Origin of the sequence: Micromonospora sp. NPDC049257, from assembly GCF_040678915.1 — a bacterium.
Lineage (GTDB): Bacteria > Actinomycetota > Actinomycetes > Mycobacteriales > Micromonosporaceae > Micromonospora > Micromonospora antibiotica.
The window spans coordinates 1-24,957 of the sequence record NZ_JBFAQU010000021.1 but is presented as its reverse complement, the minus strand read 5'-3'; the positions used below and the strand labels follow the sequence as shown (position 1 = coordinate 24,957).

Genomic DNA, 24,957 nt, shown 5'->3' with positions numbered 1-24,957 from the left:
GGGGACCCGGCCACCGGTGCTGCGGAGGCGGTCAGCTCGCGGTGCAGGTCACCGTGGGGGCCGGGTTGCTGCCGGTCCAACTGCCGATGAAACCGAAGGCCGCGCTGGCCCCGGCACCGAGCCGGCCGTTGTAGTCGACGTTGCGCGCGGTCACCGTGCTGCCGCTGCTGCTCAGCGTCGCGTTCCAGGCCTGGCTGACGGTCTGGCCGTTGGCGTAGGTCCACTTCGTCGTCCAGCCGTTGATGGCCGCGCTGCCGGCGGTCACCTTGACCTCACCCTGGAACCCGCCCTGCCACGAACCGATGATCGTGTACGTCGCGGTGCAGCCACCGGTCGCCGGCGGGGTCGTGACCGGCGGGGTGGTGGGCGGCGGGCTGGTCGGCGGGGTCGTGGGCGGGGTGGTCGGCGGCGTGGTGGGCGGCGTCGTCGGGGTGGTGCCGGAGTAGACCGACGCCTCCTTCGCGGTCGACTTGATGCCGTTGACGCCGTTGAAGATCCGCTGCCCCCAGGTGGTCAGGGCGGCCGGGTTGAAGTTGGTGGTCATGTCGAGGTACTCCACGCCACCGCCGTTGCCGCTCCACGACCAGCCGAGGTAACCGATCCCGTTGGCCTGGGTGTACGACAGGATGGTGTCCTCGTCGGGGTTGCCGTCGGAGTGGTCGAAACCGAACTCGCCGACCACGATGGGCAGCTTGGCGGTGCGGAACCGGCCCAGGTAGTCGCTGATCTCGGCGGCGGTGTCGAAGACGCCGTACATGTGGATCGAGAAGACGGTGTTCTTCTGCGGGTCGGCGGCGAACACCCCGGCCGCGTTGTCGCGCATGGTGAACGACCAGTCCTGACCCCAGTTCGGGGCGTCCACCATGATCGTGTGGGTGATGCCGCCGGCCCGCAGCCGCTTGATCGCGTTGGCGTTGTCGGTGGCCCAGGTGGCGTAGCCCTGGTTGCCGTACGGCTCGTTGCCGATGTTGACGATGACGTACCGCTCCTGGCCCTGCAGGGCGCTGGCGATGCTCAGCCAGTAGTCGACCGCCCGGTCCAGGGTGATCGCCCCGGCCTGCTCGCCGTAGCCGGTGGTGTCGTGCACCTCCAGCACGCAGATCAGCTTGTTGGCCTTGCAGAGCGAGATGACGTTGCTGACGTCGGCGGCGGTGTTCTTGGTCCAGCGGTCACCGCTGGCCAGGACCACCCGCACGGTGTTCGCACCGAGCGCCTTGATGTTGGCGAAGGAGGTGGTCTGCTGCGGGTACCAGGTGTGGGCGTGGTTGACACCACGCATGATGAACTCGTTGCCGTTCGCGTCGTAGAGCTTGCCACCGGAGACCGTGAAACCGGCTGCGGCCTGGGCCGGCTGACCGAAGGCGAACACGGCGGCGAGGACGGTGAGCAGGGCGACACCGGCGACGGAAAGTCGCTTCTTCATGGGTTTCCTCAGGAAGGGTCGACCCCGTTGCCCTGGCGGGGTGGCGATGCTGGTGGGTGGCGCTCGGCTGCAGCCCGACAGCCGCCGCCGGAACTCCCTGGCCGCGTGCGGATCAGCGTATGCCGATGGAGCCGGGAAGGCAACCGGTTAAGTTGCTGACGCGTTTCCCGCCGGGCCTGTGGCGACCCACACCGACCATGGGCCGCCACAGGGGGCAGTCATCCCCACCACAGGATGCGACACCACCAGCCTGAACCGGTTAAGTCGGACCCTAGACCCCCCTCCCGGGACCGTCAAGGGTCACCCGGTCGGGCGAGCCGGCCGCACCGGCGAGGTTGACCGGCGTCGCGCAGGGGTATCCGGTGACGATCGTCGCCCGGGAGGAGAAACCAGGATGGTCCGCGTCGGCTACACCCTGATGTGCGAACAGACCGGCCCCAAGCAGTTGGTCGACCACGCGGTACGGGCGGAGGCAGCCGGCTTCGACCAGCTGGTCATGTCCGACCACTACTACCCGTGGCTCGACGCGCAGGGCCACTCCCCGTACGCCTGGTCGGTGCTGGGCGCGGTCGCCCACGCCACCAGCCGGGCCGAGCTGATGTCCTTCGTGACCTGCCCGATCCGCCGCTACCACCCGGCGGTGGTGGCGCAGAAGGCCAGCACCATCGGGGTGCTCTCCGACGGGCGGTTCACCCTCGGCCTCGGCGCCGGGGAGAACCTCAACGAACACGTGGTCGGCGGCTGGCCGCACGTGCAGCAGCGGCACGAGATGTTCTCCGAGGCGCTCCAGATCATCCGCCCGCTACTCAACGGCGAGACGCTGACCTTCTCCGGCAACCACTTCGACGTCCCCGACGCCTACGTCTGGGACCGGCCAGGGCGCCCCGTACCGATGGCCGTCGCCGCATCCGGACCGTCGTCTGCCGCCCTCGCCGCCGAGTACGCCGACGGCATCGTCGCCACCGAACCCGACTCCCGGATCATCCAGCTCTATGACGACGCGGGCGGCGCCGGGCAGCCCCGCTACGGCCAGGTGGCCATCTGCTACGGCCCCGACGAGGCCGAGTGCCGCAAGATCGTGCACGACCAGTTCCGCTGGTTCGGCAACGGTTGGAAGGTCAACGCCGACCTGCCAGACCCGGATGCCTTCGCCGCCGCCACCCAGTTCGTCCGGGAGGAGGACGTCGCCGACGGTATCCCCTGCGGTCCGGACGTCGAACGGCACGTCGAGGCGTTCCGCGCCTTCGTCGACGCCGGTTTCACGCACGTGGCGATCGTGCAGGTCGGCGGGGACAGCCAGCCGATGTTCCTCGACTGGGCGCAGGAGCAGCTACTGCCCCGGCTCCGCGACCTGTGACCGCCGTGGCCGGCGGCAGGAACGGTCACCCCGTCCTGGCCGCCGGCCACGCCGACCCGGCCGAGCCAGGGTTCGGGTGACGGCGGGGACCGGTCGGCGTGCCCGCCCCCGCCGGGTGGCGTCACAGCGGTCGCCAGGTCGCTTCGTCGTCGTGGGTGGCGACCGGCCGGACGGCGGCGGCCAGGTCCCGGGCACCGTCCTCGCCGCCGAGCGCGGCACTGCCCGCCGGACTCCACGTTCCCACCACCCCCCGGCAGCCGGCGCAGCCGGGAACGGCACCGACCGACCAACTGCCGGACTCACCGTTCTGGCCGAACATCCACGCCGGTCGGCCCTGCACGACGCCCGTCGGGTCGTCCGGCTGGTCGCCACGCTCCAGGCCGACGGTCAGGTCCCCACCGGCAGCGGAGGAGCCGGGAAGCCGGTAGTCGAGAACGGCCCTGCCCCATTGCCCGTCCCGCCAGCTGAGGTGGGCCTGGTAGAGCCGGGCGTCCGACGGCAGCGCCACCGGCCGGAACGGCACCCGGACCGGTTGCCGCTCCCACACCATCCCCGCGGCCACCCGGCGCAGCACCTCCGCCGGCCGGTCGAGGGTGAACCCGGTGATCGTGACCCAGGCGTCCGGGGCGTACTGCCAGGAGAGCACCGTCTCCTGGCGGTTGGGGCTGGTGTGCAGGAACGCCGGGTGCCCCTGCACCGGATCGACAGGTGAGCCCGGCGGGGTGGCCCAGGGTGTCGGCTCGTTGCGCAGCTTTCCCGCGCTGCTGTTGTCCCGGCTCAGCTGGTCGGTGAAGAAGTCCACCCCCCGCGCGCCCACGGTCACCGTGACGCTGCCGGCCCGGAAGTCGGTCCGGGCCACCCCGACCGGCGTGGCGCGGAGCGCCAGGGTCGTCTGCCGGTCAGCGGTGGTACGAAGGCTCCGTTCGGACAGGTCGGCCGGTAGCCAGGTCAACCGGAAAAGCTGCCGGGCCGGATCGAAGGCGGTGGGTGCCACCGTCGGCGGCCAGGTCCGGTCGGCCGGGGTCGGCGGCGGCCGTACTCCCAGCAGTGCGGTGACGCCGAGCAACGCCACGGCGGTGATCACCGCCGTGGCGGCGACGGCCAGCCGGCGACGCCGCACCGCGCGCTCCCCCGCCGTCACCAACACCGTTGCTCCCGGCCCCCCGGCCGGCAGGTCGTCGGCGGCCCGGGTCAGCATCTCCCGGACCAGGGTCTCGTCGTCGTGGATCACCGGTTCACCTCCGTCGGCTCCGTCAGCGGCAACTGCCGGCGCAGCGCAGCAAGTCCCCGCGCGGTCTGGCTCTTGACGTTGCCGGCCGAGCAGCCCAGCGCCTCGGCGGTCTGCTCGACGCTCAGGTCGGCGTAGAAGCGCAGCACCAGCACCATCCGCTGGCCGGGTGGCACCGCCGCCAACGCGGCCCGCACCGCGACCGTGTTCACCACCGCGTCGGTCGGTGGAACTCCCCTGGGCTCCGGCTCCGGCGGGCGGTCGAGCAGGCGTACCCCGAACCAGCGGGACCGGCGCTCCTGCCGGAACGCGTTGACCAGCATCCGGTGCACGTACCCCCCGATGTCGTCAGCCGCCCGTGCCCGACCCCACTTGACGTAGAGCCGGGTCAGCGTCTGCTGCACGACGTCGTCGGCGCGGTGGGCGTCGCCCCCGGTGAGCAGGTACGCCGTGCGGCGCAGCTTCGGAATCGCCACCGTGACGAAGTCGACGTATTCCTGCCGTTGCGTCGCCTGCATCGACCACTCCCCGTCCCGGACGCTGGCACTGTCACCGTACGGATGGCCCCCGGTATGGAAACGGTTGCACGGGGGAGAGAACTCAGAACGGACGCCAGCCGGCTCCGTTGACATGCCGGCGGGACCGGAAAGGGTTGCACGGGTTCGGTGGTGGGCGGTCAGGCCGGGTCGAGGTCCAGCTCGGCGACGACCGGGTAGTGGTCGGAGGCGTACTCGGTGTCGCCGCCGCGTACCACGTGGACGTCGCGCAGCCGGGCGGCGAGCGCCGGGGTGCCGAGCAGGTAGTCCAGCCGCATGCCGGAGAACTCGACGCCACCGCCGTGCCAGGTCGGCGCGGTCAACCCGACCTCGGCCGGGCCGGCGGCGCGGGTCGGATCGGCAGGCCCGCCGACGCGGGGCAGCTCAGGCGGCCCGGCGGCGTGGGTCCAGAGGTCGACCAGGCCGGCGGCGAGCAGCCGGGCCACCGCCCGGGTGTCCACGGTCCGCCCGTCGCGGCGCAGGTGCCGCCGCCGGTACGCCGCCGGCAGCCGGGCCACCCGGTCGGCGTGGTCGGTGCCCGGGTCCAGGGTGTTCAGGTCACCGGCGAGCAGCGCCAACTCCCCCGGCACGCGGCCTACCGCACGGGCGAGCCAGCCGGCCTCGATGCGCCGCCGCAGCCCGGTGTACGGGTCGAGGTGGGTGCCGAACACGGTGAGCGGGCCGGCGGTGGTGGCCAGCTCGACCCGCTGCGCCGCGTGGTGCAACGGTCGACGGACCGGCCCGGCGGAGCGGATGCGCCACGGCGGGCGGACCAGCACCGCCACCGGCTGGCCGAAGCAGCTGCGGGCCAGGTGGGGGCGCATCCCCACCCGGTCGGCGAACCCGGCCAGGACCTCCGGCCGGTCGAAGCCGCGCAGCTCCTGCACGGCCAGCACGTCGGGGGCCTGCGCGGTGACGACCCGGCACACCAGGTCCCGCCGGTCGGGGCCGGCCCGGTCCCGACCGCCGGTCCTGATGTTCCAGGTCATCATCCGCAGCACGGTGGCCGGCTCACCCGGGACGGCCGGCCTTGGCCAGCTCGTCGTCCAGCTCGTCGACCTGTTCCGACTCGATCTCGGGCCGGTTGCCCTCGTAGACGTCGGCGTTGGGTCGGATCACCCAGTAGAGCAGGCCGATCCACAGGCCGCTGAGGATGAGCGCGCCCATGAAGTCGGTCGGGTGGTGCATGCCCCGGTACATCCGGGAAACCGCCACCCCGACCGGCATGATCACGGCCATCGCCACGAAGAGCCACCGCCACCAGCGGTCGGTACGGACGAACACGATGATCGCGATGACCAGCCAGAGGCAGGTGGTCGCGGCGATGTGCCCGGACGGGAAGGACGAGGTGGGCATCTGCCCGTCGAGGTTCTCCACCGCCGGTCGGGGCCGGTCCACCACCCGGGCCGAGGCGAGGAACAGGCTAAGCTCGCCGAAGAGCGCCAGCACCACGAAGAGCACCGGGCGCCACCGCTTCCAGATGGCCAGCACCAGCGGGCAGAAGACCAGCGAGACGATCAGGATGGCGTGGGTGTCGCCGAACTTGCTCCACCACCAGCTCAGCTCGGTGAGGAAGTCGGTGTGCCGGGCGGCGAACCAGCGCGGGACGTCGGTGTCCAGGGTCTCGAGAATGGTGCCCTTGGCGTGGTAACTGACGTAGCTGCCGAAGGCGTAGAGCGCGCCGAAGACGATCACCCAGCCGACCAGCAGCTCGGCTACGGCGGAGCGCGGGTGCTCCAGCACGTGCTCCTCGGCCGGGGCGGGGGTGATCTTGTCACCGGCCTCCGGTTCCAGCCCCTCGCTCAGCGACGACACCGGCCGGCCACGCTCGCGCCGCCACAGCCGGAAGGCGTACGCGGTGACACCGAGCCAGGCCGCGCCGAGCAGCCAGCCGCCGATCACGTCGGAGACGAAGTGCACGCCGAGCGCGATCCGGGTCAACCCGATCAGCGCCACCAGCACGGCGACGATGGCGATCGCCGGCTTACGCCAACGGGGCGCCATGGCGGGCAGGAAGACCAGCAGCAACGCCCCGTACGCGACGAACGAGCCGAGCGCGTGCCCGCTGGGGAAGCTGTTGCCGGGTGCGCTGGCCACCGGGACGTCGACCACCGGGCGGAGCCGGCCGACCAGGGCCTTGAGCGACGGGTCGAGAATCAGCCCGCCCACCCCGGTCACGATCAGGTAGACCGCCAGCCGGGACTGGCGACGGATCAGCAGGGTGACCACGGCGATCGTGACCAGCCAGATCAGCACCGGTCGGCCACCCAGGTCGGTGACCGCCTGGAGCACGGTGACCAACGCGTGGTGCGGCGCGACGAGCCCGTTGAACCATTCGGCCGCCTCGTGGTCGGCGTGGTACATCGGGCTCCACTTGAACCGGACGAGCATCAGCAGCAGCCCGAAGGCCACGCCCGCGCCGGCCACGGCCAGCAGGCCGGCGACGCTCCGTTCGGCGAAATGGCCGAGCGGCCGTCGGGCCGTCGTGTCCTTGACCGCGGTCACCCCGCACCTCCCTGCGTCAACGTGGCGAGGCGCGCTGTACCCGATTCTGCCGTCCCGTACACGCCCGTCCGGTGTGGCGGGCTCAGAGTGCGGTCATGTCACCGGTGTCGAGCAGTTCCTCCCGCTCGGCCTCGGGCTCCCACAGGTCCGGCTGGGCCGGCTCCGGAGCGCCGATCCGCATCGCCTCCAACTGGGCGGCGAACGACAACCCGCCGAACAGCGCCATGCCGGTGAGGTTGGCCCACAGCAGCAACGCCATCATCCCGGTCAACGCCCCGTACGTCTGGCCGAAGCCGCCGCTGAACTTGACGTACGCGGCGAGCAGCAGGCTGGCCAGCCACCACAGGGCGGTGGCGATGCCGGCGCCGAAGTAGAGCCAGGACAGGCCGGGCTGCTTGCGTCGGGGCGCGTGCCGGAAGATCACCGCCACCGCGACCACGGTCAGCACGAGGCTCAGCGGCCAGCGCACCACCTCCCAGAGGCCGGCGGCGAGATCACCCCACTCGTAGTGGCGCTGCACCGACTCGCCCATCGCCCCGCCGCCGACCAGGATCAGGAACCCGGCCAGCGCGGGCAGGCCGGCGACCACGGCGAGCACCGCCGCGCGCAGGTACTTCCACAGCGCGGGGCGGTCCCGTTCGACGCCGTAGATCCGGTTGGCGCCGCGCTCGATCTGGGCCATGGTGGTGGTCAGCGCCACCAGGCCGGTGATCAGGCCGAGGGTCAACGCCAACTCGCCGGTGCTCTCGGTGCGGTCCCCGTCGCCGAGGAGATCCTGCACCACCTGCTCGCTCTGCCCGGGGGTCAGCGCCAGCACGGTGTCGGCGACCACCCGGCCGCCCTCCTCGACACCCAGGTCGCTGATCAGGCCGGTGAGCGCGATCAGGAACGGGACCACGGCGAGGCAGAGTTGCAGGGCGAACGCGCGGGAGTGGCTGAACCCGTCGCCGTAGCGGAACCGGATGAACGCGTCCCGCAGCAGTTGCCAGCCACCGAGCCGGCGCAGCGTACGCCAGGCGTCGTCGGCGGAGAGTGCGTCCGACGCCATCAACCGGGTCTCGGGGACGAGCTTGGTGCTACTCACGGCGGGCTTCCTCGATCAGCTTCTCGCCGCGCTGCGCCGCCGCGTCGGCGTCGTACGCCAGATCCGGGTCCTGGGCCGGGCGCGGCACGCAGAGCCAGAGCGACCCGGGTCTGATCTCGGCGGTCAGGGTCCGCCCCGGTGCGATCAGGTCGCCGTCGAGCTGCCGGGGCTGGGCCCGGTTGCTGGTGATGACGACCTTGCGGGCCCGCTGGACCTCCATCTGCGGGACGCTGCCCTGCCGGCGGACCAGTGCCCAGCCCATGGTGAGCCAGTGCCGCAGCGTACGCGGGGTGAGCACGGCGACGTCGAGCCAGCCGTCGTCGGGCTCGGCCTCGGTGAGCAGGCGCACCCCACCCTGGAGCCGCCCGACGTTGGCGATCAGCACGGAGCGGGCCCGGCGACGCATCGGCGGCCGGTCGTCGATGCGGATGGTGACCCGCATCGGCCGGTCCCGCAGGTGTTTCGCGGCCCCCACCACGTACGCGGGCCAGCCGATCCGGGCCTTGGTGGTCTCGGAGGTGTCGGCCAGCATCTGCGCGTCGAAGCCCATCCCGGCCATCACCGCGAAGCACCGGTCGTCGACGACGCCGACGTCGAGTCGGCGTCGTCCGCGCTCGACGGCCACCTGGAGGCCGGCGGCCAGGTCGTTGGAGAGCCCGAGGTTGGCGGCGAGCAGGTTGCCGGTGCCCTGGGGCAGCACGGCGAGTTCGACGTCGGTGCCGGCGAGCGCGGTGACGCAGGCCATCACGGTGCCGTCGCCGCCGCAGGCGAAGACCAGCTCGGCCCCGGCGGCGACGGCCTGCTCGGTCTGGCCCCGGCCGGGGTCCTCGGCGGTGGTCTCGTACCAGGTCGGGGCCGGCCAACCGGCGGCGGCGAGCGCCTCGTCCACGGTCGCGCGGAACTCGTCGAGATCAGTCACCTTCGTCGGGTTGACCACCACCGCCGAGCGCGGGGCGCGGTCGCCGTCGGTCACCGTACGCTTCTGCTCTGCACCGTCCACGGCGTCAGTGTGCAGCACCCCGGCCGGGTCAGCGACCCGACGACGACCGACGTTGCATTGACCGCAAACAGGTTTGATCCGGGTTGGGACCTACTCGACCGGTCAGGCCGCCGTCCGCAGCGCCAACTCGACCCGTCGGCGCAGGTCGTCGAGGTCCACGCCCGCCTCGGTCAGCACCACCGCCCCCAGGCCGCCACCCTCGCGGAGCACGCCGAGCAGCAGGTGTTCGGTGCCGATGTGCCGGTGCCGCAGCCGGAGCGCCTCGCGCAGCGCCAACTCCAGCACCTTGCGGGAACGGGGCGAGAAGGGCCCGCCGACCGGCCGGCGCAGCCGCCACCGTCGACGTGGGGCCGGGACCGCCTCGCGCAGGGCGTCCGGGCCGAAGTTGTCCTCGATCCGGGCGACGATGGCCGCGAGGTCGATGCCGATCTCGCGCAGCGCGGCCGCGTCCGCCTCGCCGAGCCCGAGCCCGCCATCACCGACGTGCCGCCGGATCCGGGCGCGAAGGTCGTCGGCGTCGACGCCGGCGGAGGTGAGCACCCGGCTGGCGAGCGCATCGGTGTCGGCCAGGACGGCGAGCAGCAGGTGTTCGGTGCCGACGGGACGTCGCCCGTCGCGCTGGGCCTGTTCGACCGCGCTCCGGACGACGGCGCGGGCCCGATCGGTGAACCGCTCGAACATCATTCCTCCCAGGTTCCTCGGACCGCCGGTCGCCCGGCGTGCTTCTTGTGGACCGCCTGCCGGCTCACCTCGAGCGCGTCGGCGATCTCCTGCCAGGACCAGCCCTGCCGTCGGGCGTTGTCCACCTGGACCACCTCCAGCCGTTCGAGGAGCCGACGCAGGGCGAGCACCGCGCGCAGGCCGACCCGGGGGTCGGTGCTGCCGGCGGCTGCCGCGAGTTCCGTTGCCCGACTCATGCTGTCAACTTACATTGACAATTCGGCCCTGTCAACCATAGTTGACGCACCCGACCTGCGCCGACACGACGCCGGACACCCCGGTCCAGGCCCGCGACGGTGCTACCGTCCGCTGGTGTTCCGTCGCCGCACCACCGACCAGCCCATCGAGGCGGCCCGCCGGCTGCCCGTCGGCCGGATCGAGTGGGAGATCGCCGGCGGCACCGTGGCCGGTCACCGCTACTCGGCCAACTTCGACGTCCTGCACGTCGACCCGGAACTACCGTTCGCGGTGGTCGTCGACGGCATGGGCGAGGGCGAGGGCAGCCGGGTCGCCGGCAGCACCGCGCGGGACACGCTGCGCGAACTGGTCCACGCCGGCTGGCCGGCCGTCGGCCCCCGCGAGCTGCGCGCCGCCGTCACCGAGGCCCAGATCCGGGTACGCCGGGCCGGCGCCGCCGTCGACGAGCTGGCCGGCTGCACGCTGACCGCGCTGCTCGCCGCGCCCGACGGCGAACTGGCCTGGATCGTCCAGCTCGGCGACTCCCGGGCCTACCGGCTGCGCGACGGGCTGCTGGAACTGGTGACCGTGGACCACACGATGGCCTGGCTCGGGGTGCTGCACGGCTGGTGGCCGGCGAACTCCCGGGAGGCGTCCCGCGCCCGCTACCAACTGCTGCGTTACCTCGGCCACCCCGACCGGCCCGACCCGGACCTGCTCGGGGTGCCGCTGCGCCCCGGCGACACCTGGCTGCTCTGCACCGACGGGGTCAGCGACCAGCTCGACTACCACCGGCTACGCGAACTGCTCGCCGAGCCGGACCCGACCCGGGCGGTACGCGCCCTGCTCGCCGCGAGCCTGGCCGAGGGCGGCAGCGACAACGCCACCGCCATCGTGCTGCGCGTACACCCGGGGACCGGACCGACCCGTCCGGCTGATCGGGCTCCACCGCCCCCCCGGCGCGACTAGCGTCGGTGGGGACGGCGCGGGGCGTAGGTGCGGGCGCCCGGGAGGTGAACCGGATGACCGGGTCCACGGGCGGGCCGGTGGTGGTCGGTGTCGGGCCGGCGCCGACGGACCTCACGACGGTCCGGCTGGCCGCCCGGGAGGCCGCCGCGCACGGCCGGGACCTGGCCCTGCTGCACGCCTTCGACTGGGAGGCCGCGTTGGCCGGCCCGTCGGTCGCCGGCAGCCGCGACGCCGCCGAGGAACTGGTCGCCCGGGCCGCCACGGCCGCGAACGATGTCGAACCAGGGCTGCCGGTCAGTGGGGAGATCGTCGAGGGGGCACCGGTCGAGGCCCTGATCCGCCGTTCCGGGACGGCGTTCCTGGTGGCCATCGGGGACGGCGGGATGGCCGGCCGCGGCGGCTGCGTACCCGCCGACGCGCCCGCCGTGCAGCTCGCCGCCCGTGCCGGCTGCCCGGTGCTGGTGGTCCGCCGCGACCCACCGCCCCCGGGCCCGGTGCTGGTCGGCGTGGACGGCTCGCCCAGCTCCCGGGCCGCGCTCGCCTTCGCCTTCGGCTGTGCCGCCCGCCGCCGGGCCCGGGTCATCGCGGTACGGGTGATCGAGCCGGGACGACCCGACGACGGCGACGACGTGCTCGGCACGCTGGTCGGCCAGGCCCGCCGGCACCATCCGGACGTGCCGGCGGAGTGCCACACCGTACGCGGCGATCCGGGGACCGTCCTGGTGGAGCAGTCCCGGTCGGTGCAGGTGGCGCTGGTCGGCGCCCGGGGCGACCAGCCGGGGCGGGGGATGCTCGGCGAGGTGAGCCAGACCCTGCTCTACCACGCGCCCGCGCCGGTCATCGTCGTCCGTGGGTTGGTTTCCGCCGGGGCGGGCGGGGCATGACGACCCGGCGAGGGCGGGACCAACGGCCCTGACCGGTGACCGGGCAATCACGAAGACTGGGTCTGCCCGGGGCGAATCGGCGCTTCCGGGTGCAGAACTCCCCGACCCGCGAGAGGCTTTGGCAGCATGGACACCGCTCTCGACCTGCACAGCCCCCTGACCGACGACGAGCTGCGCCGGCTGGACGCCTACTGGCGGGCGGCGAACTACCTCACCGTCGGGCAGATCTACCTGCTCGACAACCCGCTGCTGCGCGAGCCGCTCGCCCCCGAGCACGTCAAGCCCCGGCTGCTCGGCCACTGGGGCACCAGCCCCGGCCTGAACCTGCTCTACGCCCACCTCAACCGGGTCATCGTCAACCGGGACCTGTCGGCGATCTTCGTCACCGGCCCCGGCCACGGCGGCCCGGCGCTGGTCGCCAACACCTGGCTGGAGGGCACCTACAGCGAGCTGTACCACTCGGTGAGCCGTGACGAGACCGGCATGCAGCGGCTGTTCCGCCAGTTCTCCTTCCCCGGCGGCATCCCGAGCCACGTCGCACCGGAGGTGCCGGGCTCGATCCACGAGGGCGGCGAGCTGGGGTACGCCCTGAGCCACGCCTACGGCGCCGCCTTCGACAACCCGGACCTGCTGGTGGCCTGCGTCATCGGCGACGGTGAGGCGGAGACCGGCCCGTTGGCGGGCAGCTGGCAGTCCAGCGTCTTCCTCAACCCGGCCCGCGACGGCGCGGTGCTGCCCATCCTGCACCTCAACGGCTACAAGATCGCCAACCCGACGGTCATGGACCGGATCCCCACCGAGGACCTGCTCAACCAGATGCGCGGCCACGGCTACCAGCCGTACCTGGTCGCCGGGGACGACCCGACGCAGGTGCACCAGCTCCTCGCGGCCACCCTGGACCGGGCCTGCGACGAGATCGCCGAGATCCAGCGGGTGGCCCGCTCCGGCGGCCACGTCGAGCGCCCCCGCTGGCCGATGATCATCCTGCGGACCCCGAAGGGCTGGACCGGCCCGGCCCAGGTCGACGGCAAGCAGGTCGAGGGGACCTTCCGCGCCCACCAGGTGCCCATCGCCGAGGTGCGCGACAACCCGGAGCACCGGGCCGAGCTGGAGCGCTGGCTGCGCAGCTACCGTCCGGAGGAGCTCTTCGACGCCACCGGCGCCCCGGTCGCCGAGCTGACCGCGCTGCCGCCCAAGGGCGAGCACCGGATGAGCGCCAACCCGGTCACCAACGGCGGGCGGGTGCTGCGGGACCTGACCCTGCCGGACTTCCGCGACTACGCCGTCGACGTCAAGCAGCCGGGTGAGCCGGTGGTCGGCGCGGCCGGGGTGCTCGGCACCTGGGTCCGCGACGTGATCACCGCCAACCCGCAGACCTTCCGGCTGTTCGGCCCGGACGAGGTCGCCTCCAACCGGCTCGGTGCCGCGTTCGAGGTCACCGACCGGGCCTTCGACGGCCGGATCGAGGCCACCGACGACCACCTCTCCCCCGACGGCCGGGTGATGGAGGTGCTCTCCGAGCACCTCTGCGAGGGCTGGTTGGAGGGTTACCTGCTGACCGGCCGGCACGGCATCTTCACCAGCTACGAGGCGTTCATCCACATCGTCGACTCGATGGTCAACCAGCACGCCAAGTGGTTGAAGGTGACCCGGGGCATCCCCTGGCGGGAGCCGATCGCCTCGCTGAACTACCTGCTGTCCAGCCACGTGTGGCGACAGGACCACAACGGTTTCTCGCACCAGGACCCGGGCTTCATCGACCACGTGGTCAACAAGAAGGCCGAGGTCGTCCGGGTCTATCTGCCGCCGGACGGCAACACCCTGCTCTCCACCATGGACCACTGCCTGCGCAGCCGGCACTACATCAACGTGGTGGTGGCCGGCAAGCAGCCCGCCCCGAACTGGCTGACCATGGACGAGGCGGTCCAGCACTGCCGGCGCGGCCTGGGCATCTGGGACTGGGCCAGCACCGACGACGGTCAGGAGCCGGACGTGGTGCTCGCCTGCGCCGGTGACGTGCCGACCCTGGAGACCCTCGCCGCCGCCGACCTGCTCCACCAGCACCTGCCCGAGCTGAAGGTGCGGGTCGTCAACGTGGTCGACCTGATGCGGCTCCAGCCGTCGTCGGAGCACCCGCACGGCCTGCCGGACAACGAGTTCGACACCATCTTCACCCGCGACAAGCCGATCATCTTCGCCTACCACGGCTACCCGTGGCTGATCCACCGGCTCACCTACCGCCGGGCCAACCACGACAACCTGCACGTGCGCGGCTACAAGGAGGAGGGCACCACCACCACGCCGTTCGACATGGTGATGCTCAACGACCTGGACCGCTTCCACCTGGTCATCGACGTCATCGACCGGGTGCCCGGCCTGGCCGCCCGCGCCGCCCACCTGCGGCAGGAGATGGTCGACACCCGGCAGGCCTGCCGCGACCACACCCGCCGCCACGGTGAGGACGACCCCCGGGTCGCCGAGTGGCGCTGGATCCGGGAGACCCAACCGCAGCAGCTCGACGGGCAGTGACACCGCCGGGGTCCGTGGTGGGCCGGTCACCGGCCGACCCACCACGCCCCACCAGCCAGGAAAGGACGAGACGATGAACTCCGACGAGATCCTGGTCGGCTACGACGGTTCCGCCGACGCGGGCGTCGCCGTGGACTGGGCGCTGGCCGAGGCGCGGCGCAGCGGACGCCCGGTCCGGCTGGCGTACGTCTTCGAGTGGATGACCGTCGCCGGCTGGGTCGGCCCGGGGGTGGCCCCCGGGGTCTGGCCGGACGACGACGCCCGACGGCAGGTCGAGGAACTGGTGCACAAGGCCGCCGCGGACGCCACCGCCGCCTGGCCCGGCGTCACCGTGCACGGCGAGGTCTTCGACGGCCCGCCCGCGCTGGTGCTGGAGGAACGCTCCGCCGAGGCCGGGCTGCTGGTGCTCGGCAGCCGGGGCCACGGCGGCTTCACCGGTCTGCTCGCCGGCTCCACGGCGGTGTCGGTGGCCGCCCACGCGCACTGCCCCGTGGTGGTGGTGCGGGAGGCGCAGGCCAAGGTCGACGGGCCGGTGGTGGTCGGCTACGACGGCTCCGATCAGGCCGTCACCGCGCTCGGGTTCGCCGTGGAACGGGCCGCGCAACGCGACGCCCCGCTGCGGGTGCTGCGGGCCTTCGAACCGCCGGACGACCGCTGGCGGCCCTCCGACCCGGACGCCGAGGCCCGGCTCGCGGCGGACCGGGCCGAGATCGACCAGGCCCTCGCCGGGTGGCGGGAGACCTTCCCGCAGGTGCCGGTCACGGTGGAGATCGCACCGGCCCGGCCGGCCGCCGCGCTCGTCGAGGCGAGCCGGGACGCACAGCTCGTGGTGGTCGGCAGCCGGGGACGGGGCGGGCTGCGCGGGATGCTGCTCGGCTCGGTCGGCCAGCAGCTCATCCAGCACGCGCACTGCCCGGTAGCGGTCGTCCGCGAACGCTGACCACCCCGACCGGGGCGGCTTTGCGTGATCAACTTGCGGGCCGATGTCGCGGTGTCCCGAACGACCTGACACCGCGACATCGGCGGCCGAGGGCCGCGAGGGCGTGGCGGCGTTCCGCGAGCGGCGGGACGCCGCCTGGGTACCGACGGTTTGAGCCGGCGAGTGGATCAGGACCCTGGGGTGGGCGGGGCGGGATCGAGGGAAAGGTAGTCCTCCTCTTCCCCGGCCAGGTGCAGGCGCAGCACGGCGTCCAGTCCGTAGAGGCTGGCGAGCAGGTCGGGCACCTGGTCGGGGCGCAACCGCCCGTCGGCCCGGGCCAGGTGACCGCCGATCCGGTCCACCAGCCCGTGGATCTCCACGTGTTCCCGACTCATCGTGGCCGTCGCCTCGTCGCCGCCCAGCGGGCCGGCCAACGCCGGATAGAGCTGCCGCTCCTCGGCGTCGGCGTGCGGCAGCACCTCGTCGGTCAGCCGCCGGTGCGTGTCGCGCAGCGCCGGCAGGCACCCCTCGGCGGTCGGCCGGGTCGCCACCAGGTCGGCGGTGTCACGTACCCGGGCGAGCACGTCGCGTACGCCGGCATGCTGGCCGGCGTACCGGTCGAGCAGGGCGCGGGTGGTCGGCGGCACGTCCCGACGGCGCAGCCCACCATGCAACGCCCGCAACGCGTTGAGGATGACCAGCACGTCGATGCCCTCCTGGAGGAAGGCGCCCGCCACCGGCGGCAGCCGACCGGCGGCGGCGACCAGCATCGCGAGCACCGCCAACCCCATCCCGACGGCGGCGCTCTGCACCGCGATCCGGCGGGCGTGGCGGGCGATCTCGACGGCGTCGGCGAGCCGGTCCAGCCGGTCCACGGTGATCACCGCGTCGGCGACGTCCGCCGACGCGGTCGCCCCGGTCGCCCCCATCGCCACCCCGACGTGCGCCGCCGCCAACGCGGGCGCGTCGTTCACCCCGTCACCCACCATCACGGTGACCGCCCGCCGCGACTCCCGCCGGACCCGGTCCACCTTCTCCTGCGGCGAACAGCGGGCCAGCACCTCGTCCACCCCCACCAGCCGGGCCACCTGCTCGGCGGTACGCGGCCGGTCCCCGGTGAGCAGCAGCAACCGGGACAACCCGGCCTCCCGCAGCCGGCGTACCGTCCGGCGGGCATCGGGACGGACCGGGTCCGCCAGCAGGATCGCGCCGAGCGGGCCCTGGTCGCCGCTCACCCACACCGTCGACCAGCCGGCCAACTCGGCCCGGTCCCGGGCCAGCTCCGCCCAGTCGGGCAGGTCACCACCGAGCTGCCCGACCCGCACCAGCCGGCCGTCGACCCGGCCGCTCACCCCGCGCCCCGGCTCCTCGGTCACCTCCGTCGGCGTGGCCAACGCCAGCCCCCGCTGGCGGGCCTGCCGCACCAGCGCCACGGCCAGCACGTGCGGGGAGAGCTGCTCCACCGACGCGGCCAGCCGCAGCACCTCGTCCCGGTCGCCGCCGGGAGCGACCACCGTCTCCGCCGCCCAGGGCCGGCCCGCCGTCAGCGTGCCCGTCTTGTCGAGCAGCAGGGTACGGGCCCGGCCGAGCAGCTCCAGCGAACCACCGTCGCGCACCAGGACACCCCGCCGGGCCACCCGCGACAACCCGGAGACGATCGCGATCGGGGTGGCCAGCAGCAGCGGACACGGCGTCGCCACCACCAGCACCGCGACCGCCCGGACGAACTCCCCCGACCACACCCCGGCCACCGCGGCCAGCACCAGGGTGAACGGGACGAACGCCGCCGCGTACCGGTCGGCGAGCCGTACCGTCGGGGCCCGGTGGGCGGTCGCCTCCCGCGCCAGCCGGACGATCCCCGCGTAGGTGCTGCCCGCCGCGTCCCGGGTGGCCCGCAGACCCACGGCGGCACCGGCGTTGACGACCCCGCTGGGCACCTGTTCCCCGGCGGCCCGGCCCACCAGTTGCGACTCCCCGGTCACCACCGACTCGTCCAGCATCGCCGGGGCCGTCAACACACCGTCCACCGGCACCACGTCCCCCGGCCCGACCAGCAGCTGGTCACCCACCGCGACCCGGTCCAGTCCGATCACCTCGACGCCCCCGTCGGGGGTACGCCGCCGTGCCCGCCGGGGTGCCCGCTCCAGCAGGGCACGCAGGTCGCGGGTCGCCCGCCCCTGCGCGTACGCCTCCAGTGCCCGCCCCGTCGCCACCATCACCGCGATCACCGCACCGGCCAGGTACTCCCCGACGAGCAGCGCACCGGCCAACGCCAGCACCGCGATCACGTCCACCCCGAACCGCCGCCGCCACAGCTGACGCAGCACCGCCCAGACCGCCGGCACCAACGCCACCAGGGTCGACGCCGCCCAGACCACGTCGGCCGTTCCCCGCCGACCGGCCGCCCACAGGACCGCCCCGACCAGCACCGCCCCGGCGAGCAGGGTCAGCGGCGTCCACTCACGCCAACGCGCCCGACGCCGGCCGACCGGTCGCCCCGGAACGCACTCCCGCTGTTCCGTGCCCACCTGCGGATCGTCCCAACGGCACCGCGTCAGTGGCGCCGAACGGGAAAACGACAGGCCGAAGTGCCCGTCCGGGTGGGACCTGCCGCCGTGTCCGTACCGGGGCGGACGGGGCAGGATGGGACGGTATCCCCGCCCGTGGACCGACCGGGTGGGGCACGATGGGAGAAACGGAAAGGTCGTGCCGATGAGCCACCAGACGCCCGCGACGGACCGCCCGCTGACCACCGCGCTCGCGGAGGCAGCCGCGACGGCCGGCCACGCCCCGTCGGTGCACAACACCCAGCCGTGGCGCTGGCGGGTCCTGCCGGACGCCCTGGAACTGCGGGTGGTCCGGGACCGGCAGCTCACCGCCGCCGACCCGGAGGGCCGCCTGCTGGCGCTCAGCTGCGGCGCGGCCCTGCACCACGCCCGGGTGGCGTTGGCGGCCGAAGGCTGGACGGCGGTGGTCGAGCGGCTGCCCGACCCGCAGCAACCGGACCTGCTGGCCCGGTTGACCGGCCTGACCCCTGCCGGGGCCGACCCGGACGCGATGCGGCTGGTGCAGTGCATGCAGGTCCGGCACACCGACCGCCGGCCGGTCAGCGACGAGCCGGTGCCCGCCGAGGTGGTCGACGACATCACCCGCGCGGCGGACGACGAGGGCGCCCGGTTGCAGATCCTCGACGCCGACCAGGTGATGGAGCTGGCCGCCACCGCCTCGCACGCCGGCACCGTGGAGGCGGAGGACCCGCAGACGCGCGAGGAGTTGCAGTACTGGACCCACCGGGCCGACACCGGCACCGGACTGCCGCCGGAGGTGCTGCCGCAGGACCAGCCGCAGACCACCGTCCCGGCCCGCGACTTCGGCAGCCCCGGCAACCTCCCGGTGGGGCCGGGGCACGACAAGGCCGCCGTCTACGGGCTGCTCTACGGCGACGAGGACGAACCGGACAGCTGGCTGGAGGCCGGTGAGGCACTCTCCGCACTGTGGCTGACCGCCACCCGGCACGGGGTGTCGGTGGTGCCGCTGTCCGGCGTGGTCGAGGTGCCCGGCACCCGGCAGAAGCTGCGGCAACTGCTCAGTGGGCTCGGCTACCCGTACCTGGTGCTGCGGATCGGGCTCGCGGACCCGGCGCACGCCGGCCCGCCGCACACCCCGCGGCTGCCGGCCGCGCAGGTGGTCGACACCTCCGCGGTACGCGACCAGCGGTCCTGACGATCTCGTGCCGGGCGGTCACCGGGCGCTAAACTCGCCCGCGTGGCCGCCAGCACCCCTGCTTCCCGCAATGACCATCCGGTCCCCTCGTTGGGGCTGAGCCCGTTGTCCCGGGTCCGCCTCGACGAGCTGCTCCAGGAGATGCTCGACCGGGTCGGCGACGTGGTGACCAGCCGGGAGCGGCTGCGGGCGCTGCTCGACGCGGTGGTCGGCATCGGCACCGACCTCGACCTGCGCAGCACCCTGCGACGGATCGTGCAGGCGGCCTGCGAGCTGGTCGGTGCGCGTTACGGCGCGCTCGGCGTGATCGGTCCCGACCGGCTGTTGCACGACTTCATCACCCACGGCATCGACGCCGAGCTGCACGCGAAGATCGGTGACCTGCCGCACGGGCGGGGGGTGCTCGGCCTGCTCATCGACGAGCCCCGCCCGGTCCGCATGCCCGACATCACCCAGCACCCCCAGTCGTACGGCTTCCCGCCGAACCACCCGCCGATGCACAGCTTCCTCGGCGTGCCGGTGCGCATCCGCGACCAGGTCTTCGGCAACCTCTACCTGGCCGAGAAGCAGGGCGCGGCGGAGTTCACCGAGGACGACGAGGAGATCGTCGTGGCGCTGGCCGCCGCCGCCGGGGTGGCCATCGAGAACGCCCGGCTCTACGCCCTGGCCCACCGCCGGGAACGCTGGCTGGCCGCGACCGCCGAGATCACCTCGGTGCTGCTCGGCGAGGTACGCCGGACCGACGCGTTGACCCTGGTGGCCCGCCGGGCCCGCGAGGTCGCCGAGGCGGAGCTGGCGCTGGTGCTGCTCTACGACGACGACGCCGGGCAGTTCACCGTCGAGGTGGTCGACTCCGCCGACGGTGACGCCGACGGGCTGGTCGGCGCGCTGCTGCCGGCCAGCGAGACCAGCTTCGCCGGCTCGGTCACCGAGCGTCGCCGGGAACTGCTCGACAACCTGGCCGAGGCGGCACCCTGGCCGGTGCCGGTGGTCGCCGGCCCGGCGGTGGTCTCCCCGCTCGCCGCCGCCGACACCCTGCACGGGGTGCTGGTGGTGGCCCACCGGCCCGACGCCGGCCGGGCCGCCGACGCCGACGTCACCCTGCTGGCCAGCTTCGCCGGCCAGGCCGCCCTGGCCATGGAACGGGCCCGGGGCCAGGAGGAACGGGAACTGCTGGTGGTCCTGGAGGACCGCGAGCGGATCGCCCGCGACCTGCACGACGTGGTGATCCAGCGGCTGTTCGCCACCGGCCTGCAACTGCAGAGCGGCGCGATGCACGCCCGCCCCGACGTCGCCAAGCGGATCAACGCGGCCGTCGACGACCTCGACGCCACCATCCGGGACATCCGCCGCACCATCTTCGAGCTGCGTACCCCGATGAGCGCGGCGCTGCGTACCGAGATCCGGGAGGCGGTCGACGTGGCCGCCGGGTCGCTCGGCTTCCGCCCCGCCGTCGAGTTGGACGGGCCCATCGACAGCGCCGTGCCGGAACCGGTCCGCCCCGACCTCACCGCCGTGCTCCGCGAGGCGCTGTCCAACGCGGTACGCCACGCCGAGGCCAACCGGGTCGCCGTCGCCGTCCGGGTCGACGCCGGCCGGGTCACCGTGACGGTCACCGACGACGGGGTGGGCTGTGACCCGGCCGCCGCGCGGGGTGGCCTGGTCAACCTGCGCGAACGCGCCGAACGGCACGGCGGCGAGTTCGAGGTACGCCGGATCGAGCCGCACGGCACCCAGCTCTACTGGTCGGTCCCGCTGCGCGACTGACCCCCGGGCGGCCGGGGTCGGTGGGTCAGGGGCGTTGGCCGAGCAGGCGGGTGGCGAGCACGGCGGCCTGGGTGCGGCGCTCCAGGCCCAGCTTGGCCAGCACACTGGAGACGTAGTTCTTCACGGTCTTCTCGGCGAGGAACATCTTGCCGGCGATCTCCCGGTTGGTCAGCCCCTCGGCGACGTACTCCAGGATGCGGCGTTCCTGCTCGGTGAGGCTCTTCAGCTCGCGCGGCTGCTCGACGCCGCTGCGGATGCGCTCCAGCACCCGGGTGGTGATCGCCGGGTCGAGCAGCGACTGCCCGGCCGCGACCCGACGGACCGCGTCCACCAGGTCGGTGCCCCGGATCTGCTTGAGGACGTAACCCGCCGCACCCGCCATGATCGCGGCGAACAACGCCTCGTCGTCCTCGTACGAGGTGAGGATCAGTCCCTTGATCGACGAGTCGACCGCCCGGACGTCCCGGCACACGTCGATGCCGTTGCCGTCGGGCAGCCGGGCGTCGAGGATCGCCACGTCGGGGCGGAGGGCGGGAATCCGCCGGGACGCCTCCTGGGCGGAGCCGGACTCGCCGACCACTTCGATGTCGCCGCTGCTCTGCAACAGGTCGGCCAGGCCACGGCGGACGACTTCGTGGTCGTCGAGGAGGAACACCCGGATCATCCCTCGTTTCTACCCGCCCGGACGCGCTCGTGCACGGGCCGAAGGTCCCTAACCTGGCACGTCGCACCATCCTCCCTCGCGTGTCACGCCGACTGGGCCGGCCTGGCGGGTCGGGCACGGGGCGCTCCGCCAGTGGGAAGGGCGGCCCGGTGGGTCGGGACGTCCGGCCCTGCCCGGCCCACCTGCCGGTGACGGACCGTGGAGGGGAACCACCACCGGGAACCGGGGGCGGCGTCGGCCGGCCGGGGGCGACACGTTCCCCGCTCGGGGTGGAGCGGCACGAACCGCCACGGAAGGAGCACGACCATGGGCACCGGGTACACCGAGACGCAACTGCGGGCCGCCGTCGCGGACGCCGTCCGCGCGCCCTCCCTGCACAACACCCAGCCGTGGCGGTTCCGACTGCGCGACGGCGGAATCGAGGTGTCGGTCGACCCGACCCGCCGGCTGCCGGCCACCGACCCGAGCGGTTGGGGCACCCGGATCTCCGGCGGGGCGGCCCTGTTCAACCTGCGGTTGTCCCTGGCCGTGGCGGGCACCCCGGCGACCGTACGGCTGCGACCGTACCCGGCCGACCCGGACGTGCTGGCCCGACTGGTCCCGGAACTGCCGCGCCGCCCCACCCCGACCGAGCAGAGCCTCTACGCGGCCATCGGCCGCCGGTTCAGCAACCGGGCGCCGTTCTGGCCCGACCCGGTGCCCGCCGACGCCCGCTGGCGGCTCGGCGAGGCGGCCCGCGCCGAACAGTGCTGGCTGGAACTGGTGATCGGGGTGGGCCCCGTCAACGCCTTCGCCGAGGTCGCCCGCAGCGCCCACCGGGTACTCGAACGCGACCCCGCCTACCGGGCCGAACGCGCCGACTGGGTCCGCACCGAGCCCGCCCCCGACGGGGTGCCGGCCCGCGCCGGTGGTCCGCAGACCGAGCCGCAGGACCTGCTGCCGTCGCGGGGCTTCGGCGGCCTCGACCGGGCCCCCGGCCGCGACTTCGAACCGGAACCGCTGGTGGCGGTGCTCGGCGCGGCCGGCAACACGGTCGCCGACCAGGTGCTCGCCGGGCAGGCTTTGCAGCGGGTCCTGCTGACCGCCACCGACGCGGGGCTCGCGGTGTCGATGCTGTCGCAGCCGATCGAGGTGTCGGGGGCGCGGGAGGCGCTACGGCTGTCGCTGGGACGTTTCGGCACGCCGCAGATGGTGATGCGGATCGGATACGGCCAGCCGGGGGTGGCGACACCGAGGCGGAGCGTGGACGAGGTGCTGGACGTGGCGGTGGCACCCGGCTGAACCCCCGCCGCCCGGCCTGTACCACGCTCGACTTGCGCGGTCCGGGTCATCCGGGACGGTGCGCGGTGAGCAGGGCGGCTTCCCGGGCCGGGTCGAGGCCGACGGTCGCCCGCGCCGGCCGCCCCGCGCGGGGCGGGACCTCCCCCACCCGGCCCAGCCAGCGCCAGGTGTCCACGACCGTCTCGGCCACCGGACGGCAGGTCAGCCCCGCCGCGTACGCCTTCTCGACGCCACGCTCCTGCAACCAGCGGTACTCGTGGCCCGGCGGAATCCAGATCGGCAGGTCGTTCCACGGTTCGATCCCGGCGGCGAGGAGCACCTCGGGGTCGGTCCACCGCAGTCGGGCGTCGGCCCCGGTCGTCGCCACCGCCTCGGTGAGCAGTTCGCCCATGGTGGTGTGCCCCGGGCGGCTGATCACGTTGAACGCGCCGCCCACGCCCTCGGCGGCCCGGTCGAGCGTGAAGGCCGCCAGGTCCCGGACGTCGACGTACTGCACCGGCAGGTCGGCCGGGCCGGGTGCGAGGACGTCACCGCCCCGGGCCACCCGGCGCAGCCACCACGGCAGCCGCCCGATGTCCTCCCCCGGCCCGAGGATCAGCCCGGCCCGCACCAGCAGGGCGCGTTCCCCGAACACCTCGGTCGCGGCCAGTTCCCCACCGGCCTTGCACCGGGCGTAGTCGTCGTCGCCGGTGTCGTCGGCCGCCGACGCCACCACCGCCGATTCCTCACCGACCCCGGGGCGCACAGGCGGGGCGTAGACGGAGCCGCTGGAGACGTAGGCGTAGTGCCCGGCGCAGCGCAGCAGCGTGGCGGCGTCGCGTACCGCGCGGGGTGCGCCGTCCCAGGTGTCGACCACCATGTCCCACCCGCCGCCGGCCAGTTCGGCCAGCCCGCCCGGCGCGGTCCGATCACCCCGCAACCGGTGTACGCCCCGCGGGGTGCCACCGTGTATCCCCCGGTTGAACACCGTCACCGTCCAGCCCCGGCGTACCCCTTCGGTCACGATGGCGGACCCGACGAACCCGGTGCCGCCCAGCATCAGCAGTCTCATCCGTCCCACCCTGCCGGTCGGGGGCACCGATGCGGCACCCTGTTCACCGGCAGCGGATCTGCCGTCGGCAGAACCCGGGCCAGCACTGCTCGACTTCCCCCGCCGGTCCTTCGTCGACCGACATACGGGTCGGTTCCGTCCACGTCACGCGCGGCCCGGTGCACCCGGTGTGGGTGGGCAGGGGCGGTGGCGTGTCGACTGGCGTCACGACGGTGCAAGTGCGGTGGCGGCGGGCTCGTCCCCGCTGACCGAGTGGCGAGGGCATCCCGCCGGTCACCGGGCCATCCGGCCGGTCGGACCGGTGAGCGGCTGAAAATGGTCCACGGGACGGGCAACTCCTCGGGCTCCGTTATGCCTGTCAGGCATATTTATGACGCACAGGCATATAGCTTTCCGCGCAACAGTGATGCAGGGGACGCCGCACCCAGCACAGGCATAAGGGCAGCCCGGCAGCCCGGCAGCCCGCCAGCCCGCCAGCCCGCCAGCCCGGCGAAGAATGTCCGAATCTGGCGGTCCGGAAAACGGACGGAGGTGACGGCCGTGAGCCGCCTGACGGAATCCCGGCCGGCCCGGATGCGTTACACCCGGTGGACGGCCGCAGCGGCAGCCCCGCCACCGGGCCCGATGCAGCCACCTCCGGCAGAATGACCCACCACCGCGACGCGGAATGACCGACCACTGCCGGTCGTTACACCCGGTGCACGACCGCACCCACCCGGCCCGGCCACCCGCCGGGAATGACCCCGGGACCCCGGTCGTTGTATCTGACTCCGGCCCGTGCGGCCACCGCGTCAGCGGCAGGCCCCGACCGGAGCCCCTCGGACTTTCCCCCATGAGCGCCCCGACGTGGTGCCTGCATCCCCAGCCGCCTGTCCCCACGGGCGCCCGGTGGGTGTCAACCCCCCGAAGGAGCTTCCCCATGACCACGATCCTGCGTAAGAGTGTCCTCGGTATCGCCGGTCTCGCCTTCGCCGGTGGCCTCGCCGCCGGCCCGCTGCACCTCGGCGACACCCCCACCATCGACACCAGCCCCGTCGCCGTCGTCCAGGCCGACAAGCCGGCCGTGGACAAGGGCAAGCTGATCCCGCACGGCGTGCAGGGCGAGCAGTCCCGCATCGACCTGGGCGACGAGCAGACCGG

The 24,957-nt window shown here is 73.6% G+C and carries 20 protein-coding genes and 1 pseudogene; 9 read left to right on the top strand and 12 right to left on the bottom strand.

Going from position 1 to position 24,957, the window contains the following annotated elements:
- Window positions 1–31: 31 nt before the first annotated feature.
- Window positions 32–1,423, bottom strand: coding sequence for a cellulase family glycosylhydrolase (locus tag AB0K25_RS24550; RefSeq protein WP_219468868.1), 1,392 nt, complete (start codon window positions 1,421–1,423; stop codon window positions 32–34).
- Between the two features lie 394 nt (window positions 1,424–1,817).
- On the opposite strand from AB0K25_RS24550, the gene AB0K25_RS24545 reads away from it, so the two are divergent.
- Window positions 1,818–2,780, top strand: a complete 963-nt coding sequence (locus tag AB0K25_RS24545) for a TIGR03557 family F420-dependent LLM class oxidoreductase (protein ID WP_363822929.1) — start codon at window positions 1,818–1,820, stop codon at window positions 2,778–2,780.
- Between the two features lie 121 nt (window positions 2,781–2,901).
- On the opposite strand, the gene AB0K25_RS24540 is transcribed toward AB0K25_RS24545, so the two are convergent.
- From AB0K25_RS24540 to AB0K25_RS24505, 8 genes are all read right to left on the bottom strand, one after another.
- Window positions 2,902–4,011, bottom strand: coding sequence for a hypothetical protein (locus AB0K25_RS24540; RefSeq protein ID WP_363822927.1), 1,110 nt, complete (start codon window positions 4,009–4,011; stop codon window positions 2,902–2,904).
- Window positions 4,008–4,526, bottom strand: a complete 519-nt coding sequence (locus AB0K25_RS24535) for a SigE family RNA polymerase sigma factor (RefSeq protein WP_363822925.1) — start codon at window positions 4,524–4,526, stop codon at window positions 4,008–4,010. Before AB0K25_RS24535 ends, AB0K25_RS24540 begins: the two co-directional genes overlap by 4 nt.
- Before the next feature lie 158 nt (window positions 4,527–4,684).
- Window positions 4,685–5,545 carry an endonuclease/exonuclease/phosphatase family protein gene (locus tag AB0K25_RS24530; RefSeq protein WP_363822923.1) on the bottom strand — a complete coding sequence of 287 codons (861 nt, stop codon included), beginning with the start codon at window positions 5,543–5,545 and terminating at the stop codon, window positions 4,685–4,687.
- 10 nt (window positions 5,546–5,555) lie between these two features.
- Window positions 5,556–7,049: a phosphatase PAP2 family protein gene (locus AB0K25_RS24525; RefSeq protein WP_363822920.1), complete on the bottom strand. Its 1,494-nt coding sequence runs from the start codon at window positions 7,047–7,049 to the stop codon at window positions 5,556–5,558.
- 82 nt (window positions 7,050–7,131) lie between these two features.
- Window positions 7,132–8,133 carry a YihY/virulence factor BrkB family protein gene (locus AB0K25_RS24520; RefSeq protein WP_219468857.1) on the bottom strand — a complete coding sequence of 334 codons (1,002 nt, stop codon included), beginning with the start codon at window positions 8,131–8,133 and terminating at the stop codon, window positions 7,132–7,134.
- The gene (locus AB0K25_RS24515; protein ID WP_363822918.1) at window positions 8,126–9,133 is read right to left on the bottom strand and encodes a diacylglycerol kinase family protein; all 1,008 of its coding nucleotides are present in this window, start codon (window positions 9,131–9,133) and stop codon (window positions 8,126–8,128) included. The genes AB0K25_RS24520 and AB0K25_RS24515 overlap by 8 nt, the downstream gene beginning before the upstream one ends.
- 102 nt (window positions 9,134–9,235) lie before the next feature.
- Complete coding sequence (locus AB0K25_RS24510) at window positions 9,236–9,817, bottom strand: Clp protease N-terminal domain-containing protein (RefSeq protein WP_363822916.1); 582 nt, start codon at window positions 9,815–9,817, stop codon at window positions 9,236–9,238.
- On the bottom strand, window positions 9,814–10,050 hold the full coding sequence (locus AB0K25_RS24505; RefSeq protein ID WP_219468848.1) for an HTH domain-containing protein: 237 nt from the start codon (window positions 10,048–10,050) through the stop codon (window positions 9,814–9,816). Before AB0K25_RS24505 ends, AB0K25_RS24510 begins: the two co-directional genes overlap by 4 nt.
- Before the next feature lie 115 nt (window positions 10,051–10,165).
- Between AB0K25_RS24505 and AB0K25_RS24500 the strand changes: the two genes are divergently transcribed.
- The 4 genes from AB0K25_RS24500 to AB0K25_RS24485 all read left to right on the top strand — a co-directional run bounded on the left by AB0K25_RS24500 (window position 10,166) and on the right by AB0K25_RS24485 (window position 15,352).
- The gene (locus AB0K25_RS24500) at window positions 10,166–10,999 is read left to right on the top strand and encodes a PP2C family serine/threonine-protein phosphatase (RefSeq protein WP_363822913.1); all 834 of its coding nucleotides are present in this window, start codon (window positions 10,166–10,168) and stop codon (window positions 10,997–10,999) included.
- Between the two features lie 53 nt (window positions 11,000–11,052).
- Complete coding sequence (locus tag AB0K25_RS24495; RefSeq protein WP_219468846.1) at window positions 11,053–11,883, top strand: universal stress protein; 831 nt, start codon at window positions 11,053–11,055, stop codon at window positions 11,881–11,883.
- 126 nt (window positions 11,884–12,009) lie between these two features.
- Window positions 12,010–14,412, top strand: a complete 2,403-nt coding sequence (locus AB0K25_RS24490; RefSeq protein WP_219468843.1) for a phosphoketolase family protein — start codon at window positions 12,010–12,012, stop codon at window positions 14,410–14,412.
- Window positions 14,413–14,485: 73 nt separating this feature from the next.
- Window positions 14,486–15,352 (top strand): universal stress protein, encoded by an 867-nt coding sequence (locus tag AB0K25_RS24485; protein ID WP_219468841.1) that lies wholly within the window; start codon window positions 14,486–14,488, stop codon window positions 15,350–15,352.
- Window positions 15,353–15,519: 167 nt separating this feature from the next.
- Here the strand turns inward: AB0K25_RS24485 and AB0K25_RS24480 are convergent, their stop codons facing one another.
- Entirely contained in the window at window positions 15,520–17,859 is a 2,340-nt protein-coding gene (locus tag AB0K25_RS24480) for a heavy metal translocating P-type ATPase (RefSeq protein WP_363822910.1), read from the bottom strand.
- A gap of 184 nt (window positions 17,860–18,043) precedes the next feature.
- Between AB0K25_RS24480 and AB0K25_RS24475 the strand changes: the two genes are divergently transcribed.
- Entirely contained in the window at window positions 18,044–19,054 is a 1,011-nt protein-coding gene (locus AB0K25_RS24475; protein ID WP_255597936.1) for a nitroreductase family protein, read from the top strand.
- A 96-nt stretch (window positions 19,055–19,150) separates the two neighbouring features.
- Complete coding sequence (locus tag AB0K25_RS24470; RefSeq protein WP_219470809.1) at window positions 19,151–20,821, top strand: GAF domain-containing sensor histidine kinase; 1,671 nt, start codon at window positions 19,151–19,153, stop codon at window positions 20,819–20,821.
- A gap of 25 nt (window positions 20,822–20,846) precedes the next feature.
- Here AB0K25_RS24470 and AB0K25_RS24465 read toward each other — a convergent pair whose 3' ends face one another.
- Entirely contained in the window at window positions 20,847–21,485 is a 639-nt protein-coding gene (locus AB0K25_RS24465; protein ID WP_208569920.1) for a response regulator transcription factor, read from the bottom strand.
- 306 nt (window positions 21,486–21,791) lie between these two features.
- On the opposite strand from AB0K25_RS24465, the gene AB0K25_RS24460 reads away from it, so the two are divergent.
- Window positions 21,792–22,766, top strand: coding sequence for a nitroreductase (locus AB0K25_RS24460; protein ID WP_363822908.1), 975 nt, complete (start codon window positions 21,792–21,794; stop codon window positions 22,764–22,766).
- Window positions 22,767–22,812: 46 nt separating this feature from the next.
- Here AB0K25_RS24460 and AB0K25_RS24455 read toward each other — a convergent pair whose 3' ends face one another.
- Window positions 22,813–23,817 carry an NAD-dependent epimerase/dehydratase family protein gene (locus AB0K25_RS24455; protein ID WP_363822905.1) on the bottom strand — a complete coding sequence of 335 codons (1,005 nt, stop codon included), beginning with the start codon at window positions 23,815–23,817 and terminating at the stop codon, window positions 22,813–22,815.
- A 919-nt stretch (window positions 23,818–24,736) separates the two neighbouring features.
- Here AB0K25_RS24455 and AB0K25_RS24450 point away from each other — a divergent pair.
- Window positions 24,737–24,957 (top strand): annotated as a pseudogene (locus AB0K25_RS24450) (hypothetical protein); the annotation flags it as partial.

Bases quoted from the DNA above. Each gene is read 5' to 3' on its own strand.
- AB0K25_RS24490 (WP_219468843.1), top strand. From the start codon at position 12,010: ATGGACACCGCTCTCGACCTGCACAGCCCCCTGACCGACGACGAGCTG.
- AB0K25_RS24475 (WP_255597936.1), top strand. From the start codon at position 18,044: ATGAGCCACCAGACGCCCGCGACGGACCGCCCGCTGACCACCGCGCTC.
- AB0K25_RS24545 (WP_363822929.1), top strand. From the start codon at position 1,818: ATGGTCCGCGTCGGCTACACCCTGATGTGCGAACAGACCGGCCCCAAG.
- AB0K25_RS24465 (WP_208569920.1), bottom strand. From the start codon at position 21,485: ATGATCCGGGTGTTCCTCCTCGACGACCACGAAGTCGTCCGCCGTGGC.
- AB0K25_RS24510 (WP_363822916.1), bottom strand. From the start codon at position 9,817: ATGATGTTCGAGCGGTTCACCGATCGGGCCCGCGCCGTCGTCCGGAGC.
- AB0K25_RS24485 (WP_219468841.1), top strand. From the start codon at position 14,486: ATGAACTCCGACGAGATCCTGGTCGGCTACGACGGTTCCGCCGACGCG.
- AB0K25_RS24460 (WP_363822908.1), top strand. From the start codon at position 21,792: ATGGGCACCGGGTACACCGAGACGCAACTGCGGGCCGCCGTCGCGGAC.
- AB0K25_RS24505 (WP_219468848.1), bottom strand. From the start codon at position 10,050: ATGAGTCGGGCAACGGAACTCGCGGCAGCCGCCGGCAGCACCGACCCC.
- AB0K25_RS24455 (WP_363822905.1), bottom strand. From the start codon at position 23,817: ATGAGACTGCTGATGCTGGGCGGCACCGGGTTCGTCGGGTCCGCCATC.
- AB0K25_RS24535 (WP_363822925.1), bottom strand. From the start codon at position 4,526: ATGCAGGCGACGCAACGGCAGGAATACGTCGACTTCGTCACGGTGGCG.
- AB0K25_RS24550 (WP_219468868.1), bottom strand. From the start codon at position 1,423: ATGAAGAAGCGACTTTCCGTCGCCGGTGTCGCCCTGCTCACCGTCCTC.
- AB0K25_RS24495 (WP_219468846.1), top strand. From the start codon at position 11,053: ATGACCGGGTCCACGGGCGGGCCGGTGGTGGTCGGTGTCGGGCCGGCG.